At 59.1% G+C, this 24,201-nt stretch carries 20 protein-coding genes; 5 read left to right on the top strand and 15 right to left on the bottom strand.

The window, feature by feature from the left end; genetic code table 11:
• Window positions 1-137 precede the first annotated feature (137 nt).
• The gene (locus tag BV106_RS22850; protein ID WP_038168599.1) at window positions 138-5,780 is read right to left on the bottom strand and encodes an FHA domain-containing protein; all 5,643 of its coding nucleotides are present in this window, start codon (window positions 5,778-5,780) and stop codon (window positions 138-140) included.
• 257 nt (window positions 5,781-6,037) lie between these two features.
• Between BV106_RS22850 and BV106_RS22845 the strand changes: the two genes are divergently transcribed.
• The 4 genes from BV106_RS22845 to BV106_RS36105 all read left to right on the top strand — a co-directional run bounded on the left by BV106_RS22845 (window position 6,038) and on the right by BV106_RS36105 (window position 10,513).
• Window positions 6,038-6,466, top strand: a complete 429-nt coding sequence (locus BV106_RS22845) for a GNAT family N-acetyltransferase (RefSeq protein WP_051946214.1) — start codon at window positions 6,038-6,040, stop codon at window positions 6,464-6,466.
• A gap of 82 nt (window positions 6,467-6,548) precedes the next feature.
• On the top strand, window positions 6,549-7,067 hold the full coding sequence (locus tag BV106_RS22840) for a GNAT family N-acetyltransferase (RefSeq protein ID WP_038168597.1): 519 nt from the start codon (window positions 6,549-6,551) through the stop codon (window positions 7,065-7,067).
• A 329-nt stretch (window positions 7,068-7,396) separates the two neighbouring features.
• Entirely contained in the window at window positions 7,397-8,908 is a 1,512-nt protein-coding gene (locus BV106_RS22835) for a sulfatase (protein WP_038168595.1), read from the top strand.
• Between the two features lie 57 nt (window positions 8,909-8,965).
• Complete coding sequence (locus BV106_RS36105) at window positions 8,966-10,513, top strand: recombinase family protein (RefSeq protein WP_051946213.1); 1,548 nt, start codon at window positions 8,966-8,968, stop codon at window positions 10,511-10,513.
• Between the two features lie 510 nt (window positions 10,514-11,023).
• On the opposite strand, the gene BV106_RS22825 is transcribed toward BV106_RS36105, so the two are convergent.
• Window positions 11,024-11,317 carry a type II toxin-antitoxin system HicB family antitoxin gene (locus BV106_RS22825; RefSeq protein ID WP_265595989.1) on the bottom strand — a complete coding sequence of 98 codons (294 nt, stop codon included), beginning with the start codon at window positions 11,315-11,317 and terminating at the stop codon, window positions 11,024-11,026.
• 64 nt (window positions 11,318-11,381) lie between these two features.
• Window positions 11,382-11,576: a type II toxin-antitoxin system HicA family toxin gene (locus BV106_RS37575; protein WP_081892131.1), complete on the bottom strand. Its 195-nt coding sequence runs from the start codon at window positions 11,574-11,576 to the stop codon at window positions 11,382-11,384.
• Between the two features lie 134 nt (window positions 11,577-11,710).
• Between BV106_RS37575 and BV106_RS22820 the strand changes: the two genes are divergently transcribed.
• Window positions 11,711-12,607, top strand: coding sequence for a DUF2806 domain-containing protein (locus BV106_RS22820; protein ID WP_051946212.1), 897 nt, complete (start codon window positions 11,711-11,713; stop codon window positions 12,605-12,607).
• Here BV106_RS22820 and BV106_RS22815 read toward each other — a convergent pair whose 3' ends face one another.
• The 12 genes from BV106_RS22815 to BV106_RS38810 all read right to left on the bottom strand — a co-directional run bounded on the left by BV106_RS22815 (window position 12,608) and on the right by BV106_RS38810 (window position 24,199).
• Window positions 12,608-13,474 carry a hypothetical protein gene (locus BV106_RS22815; protein ID WP_038168591.1) on the bottom strand — a complete coding sequence of 289 codons (867 nt, stop codon included), beginning with the start codon at window positions 13,472-13,474 and terminating at the stop codon, window positions 12,608-12,610. It lies immediately after the preceding gene.
• 87 nt (window positions 13,475-13,561) lie between these two features.
• A complete protein-coding gene (locus BV106_RS38820; RefSeq protein ID WP_265595985.1) occupies window positions 13,562-15,343 on the bottom strand; it encodes a hypothetical protein in 1,782 nt (593 codons plus the stop codon).
• A 22-nt stretch (window positions 15,344-15,365) separates the two neighbouring features.
• Window positions 15,366-15,986 (bottom strand): hypothetical protein, encoded by a 621-nt coding sequence (locus tag BV106_RS22805; protein ID WP_038168590.1) that lies wholly within the window; start codon window positions 15,984-15,986, stop codon window positions 15,366-15,368.
• An 82-nt stretch (window positions 15,987-16,068) separates the two neighbouring features.
• Window positions 16,069-16,353, bottom strand: a complete 285-nt coding sequence (locus tag BV106_RS22800) for a hypothetical protein (RefSeq protein WP_038168588.1) — start codon at window positions 16,351-16,353, stop codon at window positions 16,069-16,071.
• A 37-nt stretch (window positions 16,354-16,390) separates the two neighbouring features.
• Window positions 16,391-16,747 (bottom strand): hypothetical protein, encoded by a 357-nt coding sequence (locus BV106_RS22795; RefSeq protein ID WP_265595984.1) that lies wholly within the window; start codon window positions 16,745-16,747, stop codon window positions 16,391-16,393.
• Between the two features lie 15 nt (window positions 16,748-16,762).
• A complete protein-coding gene (locus tag BV106_RS22790; protein ID WP_265595983.1) occupies window positions 16,763-17,047 on the bottom strand; it encodes a hypothetical protein in 285 nt (94 codons plus the stop codon).
• 2 nt (window positions 17,048-17,049) lie between these two features.
• Complete coding sequence (locus tag BV106_RS22785) at window positions 17,050-17,457, bottom strand: hypothetical protein (RefSeq protein WP_038168585.1); 408 nt, start codon at window positions 17,455-17,457, stop codon at window positions 17,050-17,052.
• Window positions 17,458-17,621: 164 nt separating this feature from the next.
• Window positions 17,622-18,824, bottom strand: coding sequence for a hypothetical protein (locus tag BV106_RS38815; RefSeq protein ID WP_265595982.1), 1,203 nt, complete (start codon window positions 18,822-18,824; stop codon window positions 17,622-17,624).
• Complete coding sequence (locus BV106_RS22775) at window positions 18,821-19,558, bottom strand: Ig domain-containing protein (RefSeq protein WP_038168579.1); 738 nt, start codon at window positions 19,556-19,558, stop codon at window positions 18,821-18,823. Before BV106_RS22775 ends, BV106_RS38815 begins: the two co-directional genes overlap by 4 nt.
• A gap of 3 nt (window positions 19,559-19,561) precedes the next feature.
• Entirely contained in the window at window positions 19,562-21,991 is a 2,430-nt protein-coding gene (locus tag BV106_RS22770; RefSeq protein ID WP_038168577.1) for a hypothetical protein, read from the bottom strand.
• A 196-nt stretch (window positions 21,992-22,187) separates the two neighbouring features.
• On the bottom strand, window positions 22,188-23,120 hold the full coding sequence (locus tag BV106_RS22760) for a hypothetical protein (protein WP_038168574.1): 933 nt from the start codon (window positions 23,118-23,120) through the stop codon (window positions 22,188-22,190).
• 443 nt (window positions 23,121-23,563) lie between these two features.
• Entirely contained in the window at window positions 23,564-24,199 is a 636-nt protein-coding gene (locus tag BV106_RS38810; protein WP_265595980.1) for a hypothetical protein, read from the bottom strand.
• Window positions 24,200-24,201 lie beyond the last annotated feature (2 nt).

Below are 24,201 nucleotides of genomic sequence, written 5' to 3'. Positions count from 1 at the left end.
GAGCGCGCAGCGCTTTTGGGACTGCGGCGAGAATCGCCGCTTTCGCACTCCTGGTGATCTCCTCAAACCCACGCGCCATTCAACAGCACCTCAATGCATCCGTGCCCTTGACGCACTGACGCACTGACGCACCGCGACTACTCCTTAGGCGTTCCCATCGGCTTCAGATTGGAGGGGCCACGGGTCTTCTTGCCACCGATGAGAGCGGCAAGAACACTGGTTTCCTCGGCTGCAACACTTGGATTCTCATTCAAGCGCTTCAGATTCTCCTCCTGGGCCTTCTGCTCGGCCTGGGCAATCTCTGCGTGGTGACGGGCAGCGCCACGATCACGCTCGGCATCGATGATGGAGGACTTGAGCTCCGCCAGCTTGCGCTCCATTTCAGTGATGCGATCGCGACGTTTTTCCTCCTCCACCTCCGCGAGTTCCAGCTTGCGCTGCACGGTGGCGAATCGCTCTTCTTCGCGACGGATTTTCGTCTCCAACTGACGCTCCTGCTCACGCAGCATGGGCTCACCGGTGGATCCGCCTTTGGTGCGCAGCTCTTCACGAGCGCGTTCCTGACGCAGAAACTCCAGACGAGTGGCCTCGCGCTGCACGCTTTCACGCAGGCGATTGAGACGCGCCTTGAGGGCCATCTCCTGACCCGTGCCAGAATGCATGGCGCCTGTACCCGTAGGTCCCACATTGCCGCGCTCTTCGGGCGTCAGATCATCAGCATTACCACCAGCAGCACCGCCGGAGAATCGTCCCTTTCGGGCTGCCAAGCCACCCGCCTTCCTAGACTCGTCTCCATCCAGCGCGCTAACAGCTTCATCGGTAAGGGGAACATTGTCTGAAGCAACGCCGCCTTGCAGGCTGGGGGCGGTGAGCCCACGCAGGACGGCTTCGCTCAGGCTCACGCCGCGAGTGCCTCCCGGGGAGCCGACAATGAGATTGCGAAGGTTGGATTTCTCCCCTTCAATCTCCCGCCACAGCTCGCGGGCCGCATCTGAATCCTCTGGCAGGGAGGCCAGGCGGGCATAGCGAATGTCCATGCACTCCTTCCACTCCCGCAGGGGTGTCAGCTTCATTTCCAGGTCAGCCAGCTCACGTCGCTTGCCGTCCAGCTTGGCCAGCAGGCTCTCGCGTTGCTCATTGTGCTCCTTGTCAGCCTCTGCCGTCAAACGACGCAGGGCTTCAAAGCGTTCGCGCTCATTGCGCTCCCGATCAGCAAGCTCATCCAGCACCTGACGCAGGTCCTTCTCACGAGTGCGTAGCACTTCCAGGCGCCCCTTCGTGCTCTCCTCATCGCCATGGAGACCACCCACGATCTGCTCCAGGCTGTCGCGCTTGCCTTCAAGCTCGCGATTCAAAGTATCAAGCTCGGACTTCTGGGCCTCACTGCGCTGCAGGGAACCTTTGGTTTCAGCGAGCTTGGTGCCGGTCTCTGCCAGCTCGGCGCACTGACGGTCCAACTCCTCGCGCTGGGACATCGTCTCGGCCAGCTTTTGGCTCTCCTTGGCCAAGTCTGCCCGCAGGGTTTCAAGCTGCTTGTCCAGCGCCTCGCGGTAGCTCTCCTGCTTGGCGCGGGCCTCTGAAGACACGGTCTGGAAGTCCTCATGAGTCTTCTGATCCCGGGCCAGGCCGGCACGAGACTCAGTGATCTCCACATGCAGGCTTTCCAGCCTGGCCTGCAGTTCACGAATGCGGGACTCCAGTTCCGTCGCCTCACCTTTCCCTGTTTGGAGCCGGGTGTTGACCTCGGTCAGCTCATCGCCAGCCCGGACTTGGGACTCCTCAGTCTCTCTCAGTTGCTGCTTGGCGGTGAGGAGCTTTTCCTCGGTGCCTGAAAGGGCCTCGATGCGCTCTTCGAGTCCTTTGCGCTTGGTCTCCAGCTCGGCCAGCACCTGGTGGCGCTCGCGGGCCTCGTCTTCACGCTTCTCCACAAGGGACTTCAGCGAGGCCACACGTGCCTCCGCATCATCCGATTGCTTCCGCATGTGGGTCAGGCGGGAATCAATGGCCTCCTGCTCCTTCAGCAGGCTGAGCAGGTGCACAGACATCTGCTCCTTGTTGGCCGTCATGGCTTCCAGCTCACGCAGAGCCGCCTCAGAAGCGTTGTGCAGACGCTGGATCTCAGACTGCTTCTGATCGTGCTGCTGCGCAAGCCCCTGGATGGCCGTCAGCCACCCGGCATGCTTGGCCTCCGCATCGTTGGCAGCTCCCTGAAAGGCGAGTTCCCGCTCCTTCAGAGCCTCCAGCTCATCCTGCAATCGCTTTTCATCGGCAACCAGTCCATTCAGCGCCTGCTGCTTGGACTGAATGTCCGTTTCAATGCCACGCAGGGTGGCCTCCGTGTTGCGAAGCCGGAGGTCCGTATCTCGCAAGAGGTCTTCCGTGCTCTGGACTCTGCCCCGAACGGCCTCCAGATCCTGTGTGGAAGCGGCGGAGGCATCCGCCAACTGCTGTAGCTCAAGCTGGCGTTTGCCACAGGCGATATCGAGATTTTCAAGACCGCGCACCAATTCCTCATGACGGGCCACCCCTTGGGTGATGCCTTCCAGCGTCTGGGTGAGCTTCTGCTCCGCCTCGCTCAGCTCCGCCTGGCGGTGGGCAATGGACTGCACATACCACTCGTCTTGGGCCGAGAGCTGGGAGATTCGATCCGCTTTGACCCGAACTTCGTCAGAAGCGTTCTTCAGGTGATTGTGGGTGACATCATGCTGCTCAGCGAGAGCCTGCAGGGCCACAACCATCTCACCGTAACGCCCCTCCCCTTCCATGAGGGCTGCTGTCACATGAGCCAGACGCTGCTCTTCCGCCTGGAGGCGGGCAACGACCTCAGAGCGCTGTTGCAGCTCCTCTGAAGCATGGTGCAGGTCCGCCTCTCTGGCCTGACGCTGCTCAACGAGTGCATGGAGAGTCAGTACCAGCTCATTGTGGCGGGCCTCTGCCTGCTGCAGGGCGGTGGTCACCGGCGCCAGACGCTGCTGCTCTGACGTAAGCTGGGTGAGGTGGGCATGCCGGGACTCCGTCTCCCGGTCGATGGCACGCAGCTCTTCCTGACGAGCCAGAATCTGATTCTTGAGACCTTCCAACTCGGTGACCGAGCGGCGGACCTCATTCATCATCCGCTCCATTTCTGCCTGAGTGGCGTGTTTCCGGTCAGTCAGCGCCCTCAAGGACTGCATCAGATTACTCTGCTTGCCCTCGAGGTCCTTGACGAGTTGGGAAACATGCGCGCGGTCGGCATCCATGGTGGAGGGGGGGAACGGGGGTTGTTCTGCTGCCGTTGGTTCTGCGACCTGCCCAGCCACTGCTGGGGCAGATTTCACCTCAGGCTTCACCTCTGCGACCTTGTTTGCGACTTCCACTGCAGGAGCCGATGCTGGCGCCTGCGGAACTGTAGAAGATGAAAGGGACGCTACCGCAACTGGAGAGGCGGGCGAAGTGAGAGTCGGAGTCGCGACGACTTCCGGCTCGGGTTTTGCAACGGAAGCGGCGGCAACAGCCTCACCCTCCGGTGCGGAATTCTCTACAGGTGCTGCGACCTTGGTCTCAGCGCTAGCGACAGGAGTCGGAACTTCGGCCACCACGGCAGGAAGCGGCTCGACTTTGATCTCGGGTGCCTCGACCTTCGCAGCGGCTTCCACCTTGGCTTCGGACACGGGCTCCGGAGCAGCGGGTGCCGGTGTCGTCGGCACCTCCGCTTTCTCGGCCTCAACCACTGTGGGCAGATCTGCTTTTACCGGTGCTTCTGCGGGAAGCGACGGCGTGGCCTCGGCTTTCGGAGCCTGCGTTTGCTCAGACACCGCGACTGCCGATTCTGCGACATCTGTCGTATCCACCACCGGCATTGCCGCGGCAGCAGGGACCATTGAGGCGGACTCAGGCTCTGGCTCAGGTGCAAGCACAGGAGCCGGGGCCGCGACAGCGGGTTCCGGAGCGACGATCGCTTCAGCGGCGGGCTCGATCTTGGGGGCTGGCTCAGCCTGGACCTTCTCGTTCTGGACAACCTGATCGACGACTGGCTCTGGCAGGCTCACGGGCGGCTTCGCCTCTTGAACAGCTTCAGGAGCCAACTCCACCTTCGCCGGAATTTCGACCGCGGCGGGAGTTTGTGGCGCGGAAACCTCTACGGCGGACGGCTGAAGAGCTGGAACCTCAGGTGTCGCGGCCTTGTTCTCCACAGGAGCCGGGGCGACCGCAACGGGCGGGGCCACTACCGGACGCTGTTCTGCCTGAACCGTCGGAGCCACCGACACAGGGGGTGCTGCGGGTGTTGGGTTGGAAACAACGGAAGGAGGCGCACCGAGCGGAGACGCTGCTGGCACAGGAGGTGGCGCAGCGGGCGAGCCGCCTGCACCGGTGGACGGAGAAATGCGGACCTTAAAGCCTGTGCCTGCAGTCTTGCCCGTGGTGGGCAAAATTGCGGGAATCTGCCCCGGTGCAACCGTACCGCTGGCAGGTGCCGCCCCCAAGCCTGTGGAAGGCAACGTCGGGGTCAAGGGAAGCTCCGGGATCGCCTGCTTCATGCTGGCCGGCATCGCCGGGAGCGGTGGCAAAGGCGGACGGACCATCCCTGCGGGCATGGGCGGGAGGGGCGTGAGCGGCGCAGCTGGCGGGGCCTGGGCAGGCACAGTAGAAAGCGGCGGTGGCGGCACCGACAAAGAAGACTGCTGCGGGAAATAAGACTGCGCGGGTTGGGACAACGGCTGCGCCGGGTGGGAAACATCCTGACTCGGCAACGAGGCCGGGAAGGCATCCGCTTCGTGATGGCGGGCATCGACTTCCTGCGGAGCACTGGGACGGGCCTTGGGCTGCACCGCATAGGTGTATACCGGCACACGCTCGATCACTTCAGACGGGGGTGCCCCCTGCCCTCCAGGTCCGTGACCAGCGTCCTTGGGCTGGGGACCTTTGTTGATCCCAGCCAGAGGCTTCACGCCACTGCTGGTTTCGCGGCCCTGCGTGTGCCCACGCTGGGTGAGGTGCGCCTGCTGCTGCTGGTGGGTGGGATAGCCACCGTGATCCCCACTGACGGGTCGCACGACGTGTTGGCTGCCTGCACGCTCGTCCTCACGTGCCTGAGGTGCCTGCCGGGGGCTGACGGTATGACGCGGCGGCTCTTCCGCAGGCTCATGCTCCTCGTGTCGAATCGCGCCTACACTGCGCAAAAAGGATTTCAGAACGCCGCCCGTGCCTTTGCTCGATGCCGATTTGCCGGATCCGCTGCCAGCTTTCTTGTCCAGCGGCTCGTCGTAGAGCGAGCGGGGTGCCGTGACGCTTGAGTGCGGTTGGGTGAGGCGGGGCGTTACCACCATGCCCGAACTACTCGGGGTTGGCGAAGGAGCTTTGGTCTCACCCACACCGGAGGCAAAGGCATTTCCCGTGAGCCGGGGGCCATCCTGCTCAGCATGGGGTCTCACGGAAGTGGACTCCAGAATGCCTGTAAGCACTGGATGAGCACTCGAACCAGGAGGACGTTGACGATTCACCGGGCGCTCCGTCTCCTCCATGAGGAAGATGCACTTCAGGGGGCCAAAGCTCAGCTTGTCGCCAGGATGAAGAAGGCGTCGCTCCTGACGTACGCCGTTGATGTAAGTGCCAGCCTTGGATCCAAGATCCCGCACCTCGTAGTTGCCGTTGCGGTCCCTCACCACCACGGCATGACGCGCGGAGATTCGCGGATCATCCACAACCACATCGTTTCCTTCCTGGCGGCCGACTGTCACCTGCTGTGGCAGGGGGACTTCGATTTCCTGTTCGTCGTCGAGGATGAAGATCAGTTTCGCCATTCCAGCCGGGTTAAAAAATAAAGTTTTCCCATCAAAACGCAGTCGAAGCAAGGAATCAACCTCCCAATTGAGACTCGCGTACCAAAAAAGATGCCCAACCCTGTTCTACCGCGCTGAGAAGGCGGTTTCAGGGCCAAGCAAGATTAAATTCCGTGCGAAACACAGGGTGCCGCTCCCTCCAAAACCGGACCTGGAATTGGTGGGTTGCGCTTGACCCCCGGATCATAAGCCCTCTATAAAGCGGCGCAACCCCCGACATGAAAGAAACCTACCACCTTTTTGAAGGACTGGAGCACGTGGATTTTGCCCGGGTACAGGAATGGCTGTCCAGTTCCTACTGGACACCGGGCATCGGCCAGGACCGCATCGAGCACGCCTCGCAACACTCTGCCCTCGTGTTGAGTGTCCACACCGCCTCAGGTATTCAGGCGGGATTCCTGCGTGTCGTGTCTGACAAGGCCCGCTTCGCCTACCTGTGCGACGTGTGGGTGGACTCGCCCCATCGCGGTCAGGGCCTGGCCCGGCGCATGGTCCAGCACGCCCTCCAGCACCCGGACTTCGCCACGGTGACCACCTGGACGCTCGGCACCAAAGATGCCCAGAAGGTCTATGCAGGGCTGGGCTTCCGCGACATGACGGAGCCGGGGGCTTATCCGTACACGTTCATGGTCCGCCGCACGGCATGAGCTACACCTGCGGCACACCGTAATCTCTAGAACTTCCACAGCACCCGCCCGTGGCATCCGCGTTTCCCTCACCCCAGCCACCATGAGCACATCCGCAAGCTACACCCTGCGTCCCGCCACCCGGGAGGATGCGACCGACCTTTTGCATCTCGTCGAGGCGCTGGCGATCTTTGAAAAACTGGATCCACCAGACCCGACGGCACAAGCACGCCTGATTGAAGACGCCTTTGGATCCCGACCTCGCTTTGAACCCTGGCTTGCCTTCGTGCCCGGGCAGGCCGCTCCGGTGGCCTATGCCATCTTGCTGGAAACCTATTCCAGCTTTCTTGCCCTGCCCACCCTCTACATTGAGGACATCTTCGTGGACGCCGCCTTCCGGAAGCAGGGCATCGGAGGCGGACTCCTTCGCAAGGCGGTGGAACTGGCCGCAGAACGGGGATGCGGCCGGGTCGAGTGGACGGCTCTCGACTGGAACGTGAACGCCCAGCGCGTTTACGAAGAGAAGCTCGGAGCCCGCCGCATGAGCGATTGGTTCTTATACCGTATGACTCAGAAGGAGATGACCGCCTGCCTGGCTCCGTGCCCGGTGGAGAGTGAATAGTGGGGAGGGGGACGACTTTGCCGGCGGAGCTTTGCGCTCCCGTGAAAAAGTTTCCCTTTTCAACAACGTTTCCTTTTCCCGCGCTCGCGCTTCGCGTCATCCGCCCACCCTCACGCTTCATTTATTCCATGAACCCGACGTTGTCCCGCTTCTCCTCCGCGCTTGGGCTTGCGATGTTCTGCATCTCTAGCCCCCTTTCCGGCCAGACAGACTCGTCCGCGCCAGCTTCAGCCGACGTTCCGCCTTCCGCGGCAGGCCCGCCCTCGACTCCTTCGCCTGTCCCCGCCCCGCCTGCGCCAACGACTCCAGGGGCAACGCCACCCTCAGCCTTGCCAGCAAGCGACGCCTCATCCCCCACCGCTCAAACACCTGCGACTCCTGCCCAGCCTAATGTCCTGTTTGTTCTCTGCGACGATCTTCGCTGGGATCATCTGGGATGCTCCGGACATCCCAACCTGAAGACGCCCAACATCGACCGTCTGGCCAAAGAGGGCGTGCATTTCAAGAACGCCTTCTGCACCACTTCCCTCTGCTCTCCCAGTCGCGCCTCCATCCTCAGCGGCATGTATGCCCACAAGCACGGCGTGCGGGACAATTTCACTGAATTCCCAACCTCCATCGCCAGCCTCCCCCAGCGCCTTCAAGAGGCTGGCTACGACACGGCCTATATTGGCAAGTGGCACATGGGCGAGGACAACGACGAAAAGCGCCCCCACTTCAACTACTGGGCATCGCACAAAGGCCAGGGGAAGTACTTCGACACCGAATTCAATATCGAGGGCGAACGCAAGGTGCTGCCCGGGTACTACACCACCAGCGTCACCCAACTGGCGACTGACTACATCAAGAGACCCCACGACAAACCCTGGTGCCTCATGCTCGGCCACAAGGCACCGCATAGTTTCTACACGCCTGAGGAGAAGTACGCCCACACGTTTGATGACGTTCACGTCCCCTACCCCAAGAGCGCCTTTAACCTCAAAGACAAGCCCCGCTGGTACCGCGACCGCCTCAACACCTGGCACGGCATCTACGGCCCGCTCTTCGAGTGGCGCAAAGAGTTCCCCAATGACAAGCCCGAGGGTGTGAAAGACTTCGAGAATATGATCCACGGCTATTGGGGCGTCATCCTGAGCGTGGACGACAGCATCGGCGCGCTCACAAGGCAACTGGAAGAGAGCGGTCAGCTCAACAACACCGTGGTCGTCTTCATGGGTGACAACGGCCTGCTCAATGGCGAGAACGGCATGGTGGACAAGCGCGCCATGCATGACGCCAGCATCCGCATCCCGCTCATCGTCCGGTACCCGGGCCTCTCCCCCGCTGAAAAACCAAAGGCCGTCCCCCAGCAAGTGCTCACCCTGGACCTCGCCCCCAGTCTCCTCGAACTCTGCCACGCCACCCCTCTGCCCGAGGCCCAGGGCAAGTCCTGGGTGAAGCTGGTCAAGTCTGGCGACAAGGCTTGGCGCACCGCGTGGTTCTATGAATACAATTACGAGCAGTACCTGACTATACCTATACAAGGAAAACAGCTCGCGCACTACACCCCCAACATCCGGGGAATCCGCACCGCGAACTGGAAGTACATCCACTATCCCCACGGTGACGACTCCGAAGACAGGCACATGGCGGAACTTTACAACTTGAAGACAGATCCCGGTGAAAACACCAACCTTATCAACATTCCAGCCCATGATGCGAAGAAACGGGAGTTGCAGGTGCAACTTGCCGTGCTCATGGATGAGGCCGGACTCAAAGAGGACAAGATGCCCATTGACGCTGGTCCCCCGCGTCTCCCCTCCGACTCGTCCAGTGCCGAACCGGGCCGGATTCCAGACTAGAGAGAGAATTAAGAAAGACGCTTGCTATGCGCATTAAATGCGCATTTAATACACGCCGTGCAAGCATACTCGTACATTCGTTTCTCCTCCGGTGGGCAGGCAAAGGGTGACTCCCTCCGCCGTCAGGTCGCCCTGACCCGGCAATGGTGCGAGTCGCGAGGGGTGGCGCTGGTGGAGGACTACAGGGATCTTGGCGTTTCTGCTTTCCGAGGCAAGAACGCAACCCAGGGCGCGCTATTCGCGTTCCTCACAAAGGTTGAGGACGGGAGCATTCCGCGAGGCTCTACGCTCGTTGTTGAGAGCTTAGACCGCATCACCCGTGCGGATCTGTCGGAAGCTGTGGCGCTCTTCCTCCGCCTCATCAATGGCGGCATCACTGTCGTAACTCTGGCGGACGGGCGGGAGTATGACAAGGCACGCGTAAACGACAATATGGGCGAGCTTATGCTGTCGCTCGTCGTGCTGGCGCGGGCAAATGATGAGAGCCGGACGAAATCCCGCCGAATCGGGGCGGCATGGGAACAACGAAGGCTGCGAGCCCTCGCTGGGAAGGATGAGCCCTCAAAGCGTTGCCCCATGTGGCTCCGGGTGAAGGGGGGCGCTTACGAACCCATCCCCGACAAAGTGAAGGCTGTCCGCCTGATGTTCGACATGATGGCGAGCGGCTCCACCCTTCGCGACGTGGCGCTAGAGCTTCAAGCTCGCAAGGTAAAGCCCGCTCGGGCGGAAACGAAATGGAGCACTCGGGCCGTGATGCTAATCATTCGGAGTCGGGCAGTACTTGGAGAGCGTGTCATGTATGCAACAGACATCTCCCGCCGGGTGGTGATGCCGACTCACTACCCCGCCATAATACCTCCAGAGGTTTTCATTGAGGCAAACCGTTTACTTAGCTCTCGTGTTCAGAAATCGGGCCGCTTTACAAACGCGAACCCCTTTCGCGGGCTTCTCTACGATGAAGCGGGGAACTCTTGCCATCTCGTTCAACAACACAAAGACAATGGTCGCGTTTACGGCTATCTCGTATCGTACGATAACACGACGCTGCGGTGTAAATCCGTTGGCTGGAAAATTTCGGATCTACTCTCCTTCACCCTTTCCCTCGTGGATAGGGTCACGCTTGCCCGTAAAGGGGGCGCCAGCGCGTCCGGTGGCAAAACGCGGGACATCCTGCGGCAAGAGCTGCTGGGGATCAATGAGCGGATTGATACACTCGTGCAGGTGATTTCGCGCGGCTATTCCTCCGCCCTTGAGCGGGGGTTGCGGGATCTGGAGGCACAAAAAGAGGGATTGGAAATGGCTCTCCGAAAAGAGGAGTTGGAGGGCGGGCCGGATCTACCAACGCTCGTGCGCATGGATTGGCAAGATCCCGTCAAACTGGGAGCCAACTTCCGTGCCGTTCTATCCAGCATTGAGCTTGCACCAGGGCGCTTCAAACTCCATTTCCGCGAGGGCGGCACCATTCGTGCAATGCTCACTCCAGAAGGACTTCATGCGGACATTGACGAAGAACTTGTGCCGCCCTCTTCCCATTTAGGACGCACGAACGGGCACTCGTTCAGCCTGCCCCCTCCTGATAAAGGCGCAATCATAGAAGCAGCTTGATGCCTTGGCTAGCTTTCCACGAGCCGGATTGCCCGCCAATGATCCAAGCGCCGGAGCAAGGTTTCTTCCTTGAACTTGAATGCTCCCGTTGAAGCAAATCCCCTGTCGTTTCGGAGTCCAGGTTCCCCAAGCTCCGCGCGGGAGATTGCTTCAAGGGTGCCCATGATCTCCATGGACTCCTCAAGCTTATTCCCAGCGGGAATGATGAAGAGAGTTTCCCCTACTGCGGCTTGCCGCCATGAAATGTATTGAGGGCGACGGCGGCGAGGAGCGGGAGCGGACATGGTGTGAAGCGTCCCCCTTCAGGGAACGTCAAACCGTCCCGTTCTGCCCTACTCCTCTACCTCCGCCATCCATTCCAAGATACCTAATGCGTTCTCGGCAGAAGGCTTGCTTACGCCCGAAAGCCATTCGCTAACCATGTGTTGGCGAACGGCCAGATATTGAGCGAGCGCGGTTTTCCTGCCCCGCTTCGCTTCGCAAAACTCGCTCATGCGCTCTATGAGAGCGTCAAGCCGTGGCGAGGGCTTTTCCGTGCTCATAGTCCACCCATGCGAATACTTCCTCACCGGTGCTCACCACGTCGCCCGATTCCAAGATTTGCCGCAATGAGCGGGATGCAGGCGCTTCGTCATCCTCCAAATGGAATTCGAGAGCCTCTTTCGCGTTGGCGCGGGCTTCCTCCACGGAGTCGCCAACGGCAACGCAACCGGGAACGTCAGGGAAGTAGGCGCTAAGGTTGCCTTTCGCTTCTTCGATAACCAAGAGATATTTCATATCGCGTTCGTTTTGTAGTTGTACCATAAATTTCAAGGAATGCCAGTTTTCAAGGCGAAGAGGTTTCCCTCCCCGCCCCCTTTCATCACCCTCACGGGGGCCACGGCCACCCAGCTTGACGGAATATGCTTCGAAGCGTGCCAGTGGCTATGTCCTTCCCGCCGTGCTGCGGGACCGTCACCTTGCCCGGCTTAACGGGATGGACGTATTGTGCGTGACTGCCTTTAGTGGCCTTGAGTGTCCAATCGTCTGCTTTCAGTCTGGCAACCACTTCCTTTGCTTTCATGGCTCAATAATAACGGCTCACCGTAACATTCGCAACAGATAATTACGGCGCACCGTAACTTTTTATCCCCGTCATCTGCTTGCACTGCCGCTAGAACAGCGTGTAGTTTTTGGCTACACATCCTCCGTACCATCATGCAAGAAGAAAATGATCAGCAAGGTGACACTGACAACAGCATTAGCTTCGTTAAGCTTGGCGCTTGGGCAAAACCCGTGAATACCTTTCTGCAAAAGCTTTCAGGGCACATAGGCGATTATTTAAAGCCTGGCAACATTGTTCGTGACGCCAAAGCGAAGGCGCAAGCCGTCGTAATTAAGGCAGAAGCAGATGAACAGGTAAAATTGATCAAACTGCGGACCGAAGCTAGAATCACAGTCGAGCAATTGCGCGGTCAGGCAAATATCGAAAGCATCGTGCGAGAGGCAATTTCTCGGATCGAAGAGACGGCAAAACCAGAGGATGTAAATGACGACTGGCTCGCGAATTTTTTCGACAAATGTAAGCTCATTTCAGAAGCTGAAATGCAAGATCTATGGAGCAAGGTGCTTTCAGGCGAAGTAAATAAACCCGGAACGTACTCTAAGCGAACAGTCAACTTTCTGGCGGAGCTGGAAAAATCGGATGCAGAGATGTTTAGCAACATGCTAAACTTTCTCCTGCACCTCGGGCATCCAACTCCATTGATCTTCAAAGAGGAAGAACCAATCTACACTACAAATGGGGTGACATTTTCATCGATCCAACAGCTTGAAGCGATTGGCTTGATAAGATATGAGACCTTCGGCCTTTCGAAAAAATCCCTTCCCACGCAATTTCGAGTTGTCTATCATAAGGAAGTGCTTGAGATGGATCTCTCATCCCAACGCGATACCGCACTTCCAGTTGGACGCGTATTGTTGACGCAGATGGGCTTGCAACTTCGAAAGTTGTGCACTACCAGAAAAGTTGAGGGGTTTGTTCAGTACCTTAAAGATGGTCCATGGTCCAAATTTTGCACCCCAACACCCCCCCCAACTAGCACTCCTGCCTAACTAGCGAGCTTCCACAACGTCAACTTGCACCTCTCCCCCGACAGATTGATAGACACGCAACCAAGCGCCTCCTAGTGGCTTCGGGGGCGCGCCGCGCTCGATGTGCCAGCCACGCGCACCGTCTTCGTATTCGTCTTTATAGCCTGCGGTGCGGATATGGACTTGGCGGAACTGTTCAACCTTGAGCGCTTGAGTGAGACGCACCTTTTCAACTGGCATAATCCAGGAGTCATGCGTGTGACCGCTCCAAACGATGTCGGCACCATCCAAGAACACCCCCATGCGGTTCGCTTGAATAACGCCACGTGTCACGGGTCCGCCTCCGCCATAGCCGTGATGATAGAAGAGATCGAAGCTCTTGCGCCGGGTACCCTGATAGGTGACGAAAATGCGCACCCATCCAGAGAACTGCCCGCACTCCGCCCCGCTGTCCATCACCTTCAACCGTTCTACGAGGCGCGCGGTGAGGTCCGTCTCATGCCGCTTCAAGATGGCGGTTTCATGGTTCCCCCAGGCTCTAAGCGTGAGGAGATCCTTGTACGGCTCCAGCTCTTCCGCCGCAGTGCGCACCAGGGCATCCAGGTAATCGCCTCGCGCGTGCTCCGGTCGCACGTCGCTCTTTGAACTGCGCGGATCGTATTTGCCTTGCATCGCACAGAAGAAGTCCCCGGCATCCAAAACGGGAGCGTCAAGCGAGCGCGCCTTGTCCATGTGCTCCCGCCAGAGATCCCGGTTGCAATGGGGGTTGTCGAAATGCACGTCCGATTGTAGCAAGATGAATTGCTCATCCCCCACGTGCGGGAGATCAATGTGAAGAGTGTGGACGTTACGAGACTTCGACGCGAAGCTCCACTTTCGGTTTTCCATAGGTGAATGTGGGGGTAAGAAAAAGCCCCCGCTCGTCTGTGAGCGGAGGCTCTCGCTTGCCTCGTTGTCAATCCGTGGTTCTAGGTGTCACAGGGTGCAATAGGTGGTGACGATCACCAATCCATTGCCTCCGTCCCCACCCTTCCCCGAAGAGGTAGCAGTATTGGGAGCACCGCCGCCGCCTCCGCCACCACCCCCAACGCCACCGTTGCCGCCGTGCCCCCCACCGTTGACGGTTCCCGCACCGCCGCCGCCGCCGCGTGTTCCAGAACCATTCCCGCCAACAATCGGGTTGATGGGGTTGGAGCCACTACCACCTTGCTTCACTCCCACCGGGACCGCGCCTTGCGAGCCGCCAGCCGCTCCGGTGCCCCCGGTGTCACCAGAGCTGTAGCCCCCACCGCCGCCGCCGCCGGTGGGGCCTCTTTGAGCAACTGGAGTTGGAGAACTCCCCGCACCATTTGCACCCCCGCTCCCGCCTACACCCGTAGTGAAAGCGGTTGTATGTACGAAACTGCCATTTGAAATGGCAGAACCGCTTGCCCCTCCTGTTCCAGCTACCCCGCCCGCGCCCGCATTCCCGCCGGTAGCAGAGCGTCCGGCAAAAGTCGAGGCGCTTCCGGCAATGCCGCTTACTCCGTTCGTGTCATTCGCCGAAATTGCAGCGCCGCCAGGCCCTCCTGCCCCTACCGTAACCACCTCCGTTGCGCCCAATTCATCGGCCATGATTAGCTCCCTCACAATGCCTCCGCCCCCACCACCGCCACCGCCGCCCCGGTGGTTTCCGTCAGTGGCATGACGGCCAGAGCCGCCACCGCCACCACCACCGATTGCCACGCATTCACACGAGACCGCCCCGGCGGGCTTTGTCCAGGTGGACAAGCCGGGCGTGCTGAAAATCTGAATGTCCAAGGTTCTCGCCCCACCACCACCACCGCCGCCAAGCGCCGCGATAGCTTGCGCCGTTCGCTCCGGGGTCATGAGCTTGTCAGTCACCGCGCCAGCCTCCGCTTCCACCTGCGAGGCAACGCCGTAGTTGGGCACACTCCCAAGGCCGACTTGCTCCGCCGTGACGCTGTGAGGGTTGCTAGTGTTGCCCGTGTGGGCGCTCAAGGTGGAAGCGTCTGCCTTACCCACAAGAGCCCCCGCAAGCTCCTCCGGAGTCACCCCCTCAAACGAGCAAGGCAACCACGCCTTTGCATTGGCGCTTGCGTCATGATCCACCGGCAGAACGGCACCCTCCGGAAGCTCCGCGCCATCATGCTCAACCAGCTGGAAGAGGCGAAGCCACTCACCATCTTTCGCCAGGACACGCCAGCCAAGAGGCAAGGCTACGGTTGCGCGAGAGTCCAGGTGCTCCGGCTCACCACCCACCAGCCCCGTCACGGCAGGAAGGCTCTCAATCAATCGCGCGGACAAAGGAGCCAACTCCGGCCCCGTTTCTCCGCCACGGGTGACACTGTTTTCCACGGTGAGCGTCACGCGCTGGGACTGCGCGACAACTTCACCGGAGCCGTCCAGAACAAGAACGTCAAAGAAGAGATCCACGCTTTCCACGTCATTCGTGGGATCCCCATCTGCAGCAAGCAGGCCGTCAAGCACGGTGCCAGCTGCCTGCATGGTACACTCCACCGGGCTCGCGCCACTCCACGAGGAGAAAATGAGGGCGTTAGGCGAGTCCGCAGACTTCTTGGCGGAGGACTCCACGGTAAAACCCGCCGGGAGATCCACCGGTGAGCCGTGCTCTGTCATAAAAAGGCGAAGCTCATAACGTCCGCCGCGCCGAAGCGTGAGGGAGGTAAGAGCTTCGCGGGAGGAAACAAGGCTAAGCGTGCTTGTCTTTAGATCGAGTGCGAGCGTTTGTTGCATGCCTCTCTGCGAGGCTGTCAAACTACTCAATGCGCACAACGGCGCGGAAGGACTTGCGGCGACGTTGTTTCCTATAAACGCCATCCCCCTCCCGGCTCCCGGCGTCATTGGTGTTGCCGCCCACGCACTCCACAAGATTCACACTCTTTGGTGTGTCCTTGGTCGCAATCTCCACGTGCGAGAACGAGTAAACAATGATGTCCCCGCGTCGGATGTCGCCCGTAGTGGGCACGAGCTTCACGTTGTCCGTGTCGCTGTAGGTTGCCCAAGGCTCAAAGCCAAACGCCTGCGCGGTGGTGGGGCGCTTGAAGGGTGGCTTGATGCTGAGGCGAAGCAGAGCCTCAAGGATGCACCAACACACGAAGGCGGCACACCAGGGCTCCCGGTTCTGATAGCCAGTCTTGTAGCTGGTGGCAGTCCAAAACTTTTCGATTCCCGGCCCCCGGTTCTGACCTTCGCTCTCGCGAATGCCGATCTGGGATTCTGCGGCTTCTGCGATGGCTTCCGCAATCGAAGAGGGCTTGCGCAGTGTAGAGACTGCGGGTGTGGCGTCCGGCTTCTCTGCGGCGGTTTCTGTGCGTTTGGTGAGCGCGGCTTTGCTGGCCGCACTGGTTGCAAATAGGGCGAGGAGTTTGGCAAACATGCCCCTTCCCCGCTGTCAAAAAAAAGAGCCTCTCCCAGCCAATCGGGAGAGGCTCGCGCCGGTCAGGTGTTGTCTTGAATGGCTACACCTTGATTTGCTTGAGGAGCTTGGCTCCCAGGAACGCCAGCGCGGTTTCAATGAGCCAGTTGAGGGCGCGCGGGGCCAGCTCTTTGTAAGCGTCCGCAATCACACGCTTCGCGTGGGCGAACTTAGCCGCGCCGGTGCCTGGCTCACTGAAAAGGTCTTCCGCTTCGGTCACGGCTTCTTTTGCCTTGGTCCACGCGCCAGGGGTGATGGCGTAGAAGAAGAAGGCGAGAACCTGAATCAGGGTTTCCTTGGAGAAGAGGGAGAGGATTTTTTCTTTCACGTTTCGAGGGTTGTTTTGTTTGGGGGGTTTGAAAGTGTTACTCTTCCACCGGGAGAGCCTTCGGGATCACGTGGCCGTCAATAACGGCAAGCTCTCCCTTGCTGGTCCTGTCGTAGTCACGGGCGAAGATGCCCGCGAAGCCCAGGGAAATGAATCCAATCACGTCCGCCAGATCCATGAAGCGGATCTCCCCGCCATCGGTCCAGGCAATGATAAGCTGAACAAGCGAGCCAAGCCCGGCCAGGATGGAGCCCACGCCAGCAAGCGTGGTCTTGTGGTTGGAAAGCGCGCCTTTTGCGTACTTGCGAAAGGCCCAGCCTAGGGCCTTATCCAGCACCCAAGCGGAAAGCTCCGGGCGGTTTGATCTGCGTGGGAGAGTCAGGTTTGCGGGCATGCCCTAGGGCCGGTGTCAACGGGCTGCGGTGCCACGGGAAAGGCGCAAGTCTTGGCGGAGGTCTTGGATACCGTCATTGATGGCGGAGATATTCGCCTTAAGCGTGGCGCTGTCAGCCTCCAGCTTGCCGGTTCGATCCTCAACTTTTTCAGTGCGCGCCTGCTGTGCGGATTGCGCCTCTTTGACGTGCGCCAGCTTTTCCGTCATCACGCCCCAGGCGATGAATACGGCTCCCATCATACTAAGAGCCGTCAGAATGTGCCCCAGTGAAATCTTTGGGTCAAAACGAGGGGTGGCCATGGTTACGCGTGCAGGGTGTTGTCAATGGTAGCTGCTACGAGCTGGGAAGTGAGAGTGTAGCCGCCCATGATCCAGCGAATTTCCAGAAGCGCCGAAACCGTTGCCGCTCCATCGCTGAAAGCATTCAGCAAGCTGGTGTCCGTGAGGGCAAGCTTCACCAAGCAAACCGCTTCCTCTCCTGTGCCTTCCACTCCTTCAAAGGAGCCGCTAGCGTATCCGGTTCCACCATAGGTGTCCGCCGCATTGAGCCTTACACTAACCGTGGCGGAAGTCGGGGGCTCAAAGGGCGCGCCGTCCTTGAGAAAGCGAACGCGGAAAGGAACGACGTTTCCCTTTCGGAAGCTAAGAGAGTCCGCCGGTGCCTCATTCAGGAGGACTGTCCCGGTGGTTGTTTCGAGGGAGACAAGCATTTGTCACTGTCTCCCCTGTCAACCTTCCGCCACAGTCTCCGGAGCGCCCGGCCCAATCCAGCCAGGAGCCCCTTCGCTTCCGTGGTGGTCATCTCCACGGAGAGACCGGCGGAGCGTCTGCCCCTCTTCTCGTTTGAGTCGAACCAAATTCCGGGCTTCATAAATTAGACTTCACTCGATACGCATTCGCTTCCGTTCCAATACTGCCCTTCGGGGCAAGTATAGGTGCAAGAGCCATCGCTCTCCGTGGCGGAGGGGTTGTAGTTACTGGCGGCTGGGTCCATGCAACCAAAAACCGTGTTTGGAACGCATTGATGCGTCTCCGTTTCCCAATGCTGGCCTTCTGGGCAGGAGTATATGCAACTGCCATCATCAAGAGTGGCCAAAGGGTTATAGTTAATTGCAGTCCAGTCCGTGCAACCTAGCACCGTGGGAGGATGGTACTCGCAATTTTCCGTTGTGAAGTTGAACCAGTAATCCGGCTCACACGTCGGGATAGGTTTGCAAATCTGATCATTGTGCGAGAAATACTGTCCCTCTGAACATTCCGGACACTTGCCGCGCAATGGCGCGCTCTTGCTATCGGATGCCTCCAAGCTGACCTTGGAAAGATACGCGCGCGCCGTAACAGAGAACGTCCGCCCCACTTCTGCTGAAACCGAAAAGCTTGCATCGTGCGTGTCGCCCGGCGCAATGGTTCCATGAAACGCTGTCTTCGTCCCATCGGGAGAGCCGTGTTTGATGGATAAGAACCAGAGTTCACCAGGGAGCCCGTCCGGGTCATTCCCAAGCGACGCGCTTGCACTAAAGCTGTCCGTTGTTTCATCCGTGGTAACGCAATCCTCACCGCTCAACCGATTCACGGTAAGCGTCATGGAGGGAGCGGAACGCTTCTGCTTCGGCGGGCGGTTTGGCTCGTCTCCGCCGCCGCCTTCACTGCCAGAACCGCCACCACCACCACCAGGAGACTGCGGACCTTCCCCACCTCCATTCCCCGAACCACCACCAGAGCCGCCGCCAGAGCCGCCCTTGCCCCCGTTGGGGTTTGAGAAGTTGCCCGTTGGCGGTTCGTACGTTGGTGGATACACCGGATCTCCCGGTTCAACACCGGTTCCAGGATCAACTGTCCCATCCTCAACCTCCACCGGATCAAGGGTCCAATCCGTCGCGCGCAAGTCTGCGGCTGTCACATCCGGCCCATCAACGACGCGCACACCTGACGCGAGGTGATAGAAGTAGAGCCCATAATTGTAGCTCACCCAGGCCAGCGCGTGCCCACCCTCTGAGCCGTCCCAAGAACGACGCCTAATGAAGTACCCACGCAATGCAAGCTGGCGGGCTTTGGGAAACGTCATGTCTGCGGTCATGGTGCAACGATGAAATCGCGGGAAAGGCGGATGGTGAAGTTTTGGGAAGTGCGCTCCAGCTCTACAACTTCACCGCCGTCAAGAAGCTGGTGGCTCCACATGATGCGAAGCTCTGCGGTGGCATCGAAATAGGTGGCCCTGTCGCCCTCATAGCTCGCCAGGATAGGCGTCAAGGCGTCAGGCTCGAACTTGATAGCGGTCTTGTAGCGAGTCTGATCGAAAGAGCCCGACTTGCGGAATAGCCCGTCACCCAGGCTAAGCACCGCCTCGCCTTCATATTCCTTGATGGCGAGTTGCACGAGGGTAACAGGCAAGTCTTGGAGCTGCGCGTTCTTCATGATGCCCACGGCGGCAATCAACGTGTCACCGCGCGCAAGGAATGCCACCGGCTCCCCGTCTTTTGTCGCGGGGTTCGTCACCTTGCCGGTAAGCCAATCCACGTTGATTTCAACGGAACCGTCAGGCTCATAAATACTGGACTCAATGCCCATAGCCACGAACAAGGGCGCGCTCGTCCCGTCGCCATTGATCGCGGTGAGGTTGACGTTGTAAACGCCCGCCTCTGTGGCAGCTCCCGAAATCCTTCCCGTGCTCGTATTGATCGTGACGCCAGCCGGGAGCCCAAGCGCCGCCCAGGATGTCGGCGAGTTTGATGCGGCGGGCTGATACACGAACGACTCCCCTCGCCTGTAAGCGAGGATGCTCGTTGTTGGGTCAATGACGGGAGCTGCCATAGTCTATTTGATTACCGCTTTGCCGTCTTCGGAATCCGTAGCGCCGCCGGTGGAAAGGGCGAGCCCACGAACTGCCACAAAGCCGCGTGCGTTCTCTTCACTGTCTTCGGTGTCAAAGCGTGCCAGAAGAGCGCGGATTGCAAACGTAGGTAAAGCCGGGGGCGTGGCCATCTTCGCGTTTCCATAGAGCACCTTCTCCGCCGTGAGAGTGTCCACCACACCCACAAGGGCGCGTTTGATGTTCACCCCGAACTTGTGGGTTGAGGGGACGCGCGTCAAAATCATGCGGTGCTCAAGCAAGGGGGTCGAAACCCACTCAACATCCTTCAGGTTTGCGCCCGTGGTTGCTGGGGTGGTTTCCTGAGTAGCGGTGCCCACCTGCACAATCACGCTCCATTGAGCGCGGGTGTTGGCGTTGAGCACGGCCAGCTCCATTCCGAATGAAAGCTTGAAGGTCTTCTTGAGCCGAAGTTGCTCGCCGTCCACGTGGAACATGAATAGCTCACGCTCGAATGCGGTCGGGTAGAATGTGGTTTGAGAGGTTGGCGCGTACTTCGCCACGCGATACCACGCGCGCCCATCGCACCCAACGAACTCGCCCGGCTTCACGTTCATCGAACGCGTGCCCATTCCACCAGGAGCAAGCACATTCGCGCCAGTGTTGTTCGTGTAAACCTTGCCCTTGTAGGTGGCGGAGGGCACAGGGAATGTGGAGGGCAAGGAAGAAACGTTTTCAACGGTGGCGTCATGGATTGCGGGATACAGTCCGCCAGGGCGGAGGCTGAGGGGCAGGTCAACCGTTGCGAGACTTGCGCCCTTAATGGCGGTGCGTGAAGGGAACACTTCAAAGATGGGAGGAAGGGGCCACTCCGCAATCACACCCTCTTGCTCCTTGTTAGTCACTTCCGCCGCTCCGGAGGGGATGAGATCCTCAAGCACCTCAATACGAGAGCCCAGAGCGTCCAACTCTTGGCGAAGTAGGTACACTTGCGGAATGGTGTGCCCGTGGTCCTGAAAGGCGCTCTTCGGCCCTGCGGACGAAATGAGGCACGCCACGGACCCGCTTGCGCGGGGGTTGCCCGTGAGCATCGTCACGGTCAAGGAATCCGCATCGTTGGGGGTCCAAGTGTAGTCGGTGCCATGAACCAAAGCGGGCAGGTTCGAGCTATTCTCGCGCAAGGTCACGTGCAGCGATTCCGTTTCGAGCCCGTGCTCAACTGTGAAGCTCGTGGCCACCCCATCCCCCAGAGCTGAGGAATGATGCTGAGTTCCCGTGATAACCTGCGAGAGTGAAAACGGAATGTAGTCGCGTCGCTTCGGCCCTCGGAGCCAATCCACGTGTTTCGCAACGGCGATTTCATCAAACCCCAGCTCACGCTTAATCTTGACCTCGCCGCGATACAGCTTAACCGGGCGGAAGGTGTCGGCGTCAGCCTCATCCGCCAGCTCTGCGGAGATCTCAAACGGTAGCTTCACCTCCCCATCTTTGGACGCGCGAAGAACGGTAGCTAGTTCCCAGGAGTCCAAGGGTAGGCTAAACGTGAGATCCCCCTCCGGAGCGTCATAGACCTCTACGGTGAGCAAGTCTTGCTCCGTCGCCGCCATTGAGCCCTTGAACTCAATGTGCATCGCGTAGTTTGTGGGATTCGTCACCAGAAACTCGCCATCTTCGTCAGCAAGCGCTTTGATAGCCTCGGCAGTTTCTTCCGGGCCATCGGCCAGGGAAAGAAGAGTGCTCTTTGCGTAGCCGCGCCGGATCTGGAACGTCCCCACGAACTGGGGAGGCACGAAAAGCTTTTGTACTTCGTTCCATGCGCTTGTCCCATTGAACCCGCCAGCCTGCAAGCGGGTGATTTTCGGCGGTGGAGGAACAATGCGCTCGCTCGTGTCCGTAAGCGCAACCGGCGCTTGAATCAGGCGCACTTCATGCAACCACTCTGCATCATGATTGGCATAGGCGCGAACACGGCAGAAAGAAATAGGAAAGAGATCGTTCGCCGTGGCTGCAATCTCCACCTCCACCGTGCCAGCGCCAAACTTCACGATCCAACTTCCGGCGTGCGTGGTCACGGTCGCGCTGCCGTACTCTGCCACAATATCAGGCAACGCATTGATTGCGTCCTGCACGGCTTTCGCGGTCTCGTTGTGCTGCAAAGTTGCCGTGGTATTGGCCGGGCTTGCGGCATCCGGGCCAATGGTGAGCTGGAAGCTTCCCCTCTCCGGACGTGCGTCCAATTTGCCAATGACAGCGCGGAGGCTTTGCACATTGCGGCTCACCTCAATCGGGGATCCTCCCACATTCTGCGCGAAGCGTAGCCCAATGGTGAGCGTATCGCCCTGCACCAAGGAGGGAAACGAAAACGCCGAGCTTCCAGACAGATCGCTAGAGAGAATGCGGCGGGTGAGATCGGCGTAGAGGGGGCTTGCTTCCATGACTCCCCCATGGAGTCACGTCAACCTTTCGGGGTAGGCTTGGCCGGATTGGCTGGGAAGGCGAAGAATGCAGGATCAAAAGGCTGCATCTTGTATGGAAAAGGTGGATCAAGTGGCGGCACCACCTTCGACTTTTGCTCTTGCGCCCTCTTCTCTGCCAGTCGAGCCGCCTTGTTGGCTCCGTGCTTCGTTGTGCTCATACGCTCCAAAATCTCCCTGCAAGCTCGTGGTTTGCGAGAAACTCCGCCACCTTGTCCGCCTCATCATTGAGTGTGGCGAGAATGTTGTTCACCAGTGGTTGAGCAATGCCGCCCGCGAGAGGTAAAGGCAGCACGAGGTTTGTGTTTGCCACTGTTTCAAGGCGGTTTGTGGCGTGCATGAGGTTCCAGAAGAGCGAGTGCTCAACGTATGGAGTCCATGTGTCATCTACGGGATCGTCAACGGACGCGTCATAAGGGGAAAGGAGATAGACGGTGCCAATCTTCAATGAGTCATTCGTCGAGTCTGTGAAGCCTCCGAGAAGCTTCGTCATCGGGTCCACGGGCACCGGCGGGGTGTACTGGGAATCAAGCTTCACATAACCAAACGAGCGGAGCCCTTCCGGCGGTATAGAGTATCCGACATCGAACTGCATGAAACTCCCGTCCACGCCCGCCCCTTGCTGCCAGTTTGTGGCGGTGCCAAAGCGATCCTTGTAAAGCACCACGTCACACGCACGGAGGAGACGGTACGGGGTTAGATCCGCGCTATCCTCAAGGAGCCCGGCAATAGAAGTTACGCCGGTGTTGGGATCTTGGAACGTCACGGGCTTTGCCTCCTTTACTCCCAGCGCGAGGAAGAACGCGGGAACGGGCTCATGCGTGGTTGTGACGCCGCCTCCGGGCGTCTGGATTGCTCCCGTAGGAGCAGAGCCCTTCCCAATTCCCCGGAGCGATCCTAGCGGCACTTCTGGCGCTTCTGTGAGATACGCGCGAACCGTAGAGCTTTCCGGAGGATTATCCAGGCGCTCAAGCGTTTCCGCCGGTGCCAGTCTGGCAAGCACATCAATCTCCACTTCATCCCCATTCACGCACCCCGGATTGATCTGCACGGCCCAGGCTCCCGCATCTGCGCGCCAGCGGGTCACCATGTGCCAAGGATGCCGCCACGCGGGCAAGGCATCCCCGCCGCACACGAGAGGCAGATTGCGAGTGATTGTGTCGATTAGCTTATTCCAGTCTTCGGCGCGGATCATCAAAAAGCCCTCCACAATGGGAGGGCTCTCAACCTGCTCGGCCTATACCAACAAAAGAGCGCCCTAAGGCCAGTCACCTATACCACCACCTCCAGGTACGTTCCGTTTCTCAAATATCAGAACTTCTGGCCCTGGAGCGGAGGAAAGATCGAGGCTAGCCTTTTGCTGCCATCCCGCTGAAATCAAATTCTGAATAAATGGTTGGGGATTACCGTAAAGTGAAACTAGTTTGGAATTAATTGGCCAACTGGCAAACCATGCCACTTGGCCGCCTCTCATCTCCGTAAAAACAAATGCATACGTGGTGTTCATACTAGCTTTGTCGCTCCGAATCGCGACTATCGAGTAACCCAAAACCACCCGACGTAATTTGAACCGGAGCCATTGAAACGGAACTCATTGCGATTGCGATCATTCTTATGCTCTGGATCAGGCTGGCTGATGGTGACCGAATCTCCACGCTTCCAATCTGCACGGATTCGACCTCCACCAACGCCCACAACCTTCACTCCAAAGGAACCAATAAAGTCATCGGTATCAGCAAGAATGTTGAATCCCAAATTCGTCAGGGCACCGAGAATTACTCCAGTTGCTACAGCGTAGGGATCACCGGTCTGCTGTAAAACTTGCGACCCAACCTCCTGTAGCTTTTTTGTATTTCCACCATCCTCTTCCATGATAATGACCTGGATCTCAACGGACTCGCCATCCTTGAGATTACCATCAAGCGTTAACAACACACCATCATTAATCCCGTGTGCGTCACCTGAGTATGGCACCACTGCCGATTTCCATCCTTGACCTCCGTCATTCATATCCCAGTGGCCAAGTTCTTGCTGAGGCAAGTCACGCGGAAGGCGAGAAGAAAAGGTAGCCCCGCCACGACGACAAAAAACAAGCATATAGATTTCGTCTGCGCCATCTTCGGTAGTGCGATCACAGGCAAAACCCCTAAATCCGAGTTCGACTCCCATAC

It is taken from the genome of Verrucomicrobium sp. BvORR106, assembly GCF_000739655.1.
Taxonomy (GTDB): domain Bacteria; phylum Verrucomicrobiota; class Verrucomicrobiia; order Verrucomicrobiales; family Verrucomicrobiaceae; genus Verrucomicrobium.
Note: the sequence above shows the minus strand (reverse complement) of the source record. Positions and strands in the feature narration are given on the sequence as shown.

Bases quoted from the DNA above. Each gene is read 5' to 3' on its own strand.
- BV106_RS22850 (WP_038168599.1), bottom strand. From the start codon at position 5,780: ATGGCGAAACTGATCTTCATCCTCGACGACGAACAGGAAATCGAAGTC.
- BV106_RS22845 (WP_051946214.1), top strand. From the start codon at position 6,038: ATGAAAGAAACCTACCACCTTTTTGAAGGACTGGAGCACGTGGATTTT.
- BV106_RS22840 (WP_038168597.1), top strand. From the start codon at position 6,549: ATGAGCACATCCGCAAGCTACACCCTGCGTCCCGCCACCCGGGAGGAT.
- BV106_RS22825 (WP_265595989.1), bottom strand. From the start codon at position 11,317: ATGGTACAACTACAAAACGAACGCGATATGAAATATCTCTTGGTTATC.
- BV106_RS37575 (WP_081892131.1), bottom strand. From the start codon at position 11,576: ATGAAAGCAAAGGAAGTGGTTGCCAGACTGAAAGCAGACGATTGGACA.
- BV106_RS22820 (WP_051946212.1), top strand. From the start codon at position 11,711: ATGCAAGAAGAAAATGATCAGCAAGGTGACACTGACAACAGCATTAGC.
- BV106_RS22815 (WP_038168591.1), bottom strand. From the start codon at position 13,474: ATGGAAAACCGAAAGTGGAGCTTCGCGTCGAAGTCTCGTAACGTCCAC.
- BV106_RS38820 (WP_265595985.1), bottom strand. From the start codon at position 15,343: ATGCAACAAACGCTCGCACTCGATCTAAAGACAAGCACGCTTAGCCTT.
- BV106_RS22805 (WP_038168590.1), bottom strand. From the start codon at position 15,986: ATGTTTGCCAAACTCCTCGCCCTATTTGCAACCAGTGCGGCCAGCAAA.
- BV106_RS22795 (WP_265595984.1), bottom strand. From the start codon at position 16,747: ATGCCCGCAAACCTGACTCTCCCACGCAGATCAAACCGCCCGGAGCTT.
- BV106_RS22790 (WP_265595983.1), bottom strand. From the start codon at position 17,047: ATGGCCACCCCTCGTTTTGACCCAAAGATTTCACTGGGGCACATTCTG.
- BV106_RS22785 (WP_038168585.1), bottom strand. From the start codon at position 17,457: ATGCTTGTCTCCCTCGAAACAACCACCGGGACAGTCCTCCTGAATGAG.
- BV106_RS38815 (WP_265595982.1), bottom strand. From the start codon at position 18,824: ATGACCGCAGACATGACGTTTCCCAAAGCCCGCCAGCTTGCATTGCGT.
- BV106_RS22775 (WP_038168579.1), bottom strand. From the start codon at position 19,558: ATGGCAGCTCCCGTCATTGACCCAACAACGAGCATCCTCGCTTACAGG.
- BV106_RS22770 (WP_038168577.1), bottom strand. From the start codon at position 21,991: ATGGAAGCAAGCCCCCTCTACGCCGATCTCACCCGCCGCATTCTCTCT.
- BV106_RS22760 (WP_038168574.1), bottom strand. From the start codon at position 23,120: ATGGTGACCCGCTGGCGCGCAGATGCGGGAGCCTGGGCCGTGCAGATC.
- BV106_RS38810 (WP_265595980.1), bottom strand. From the start codon at position 24,199: ATGGGAGTCGAACTCGGATTTAGGGGTTTTGCCTGTGATCGCACTACC.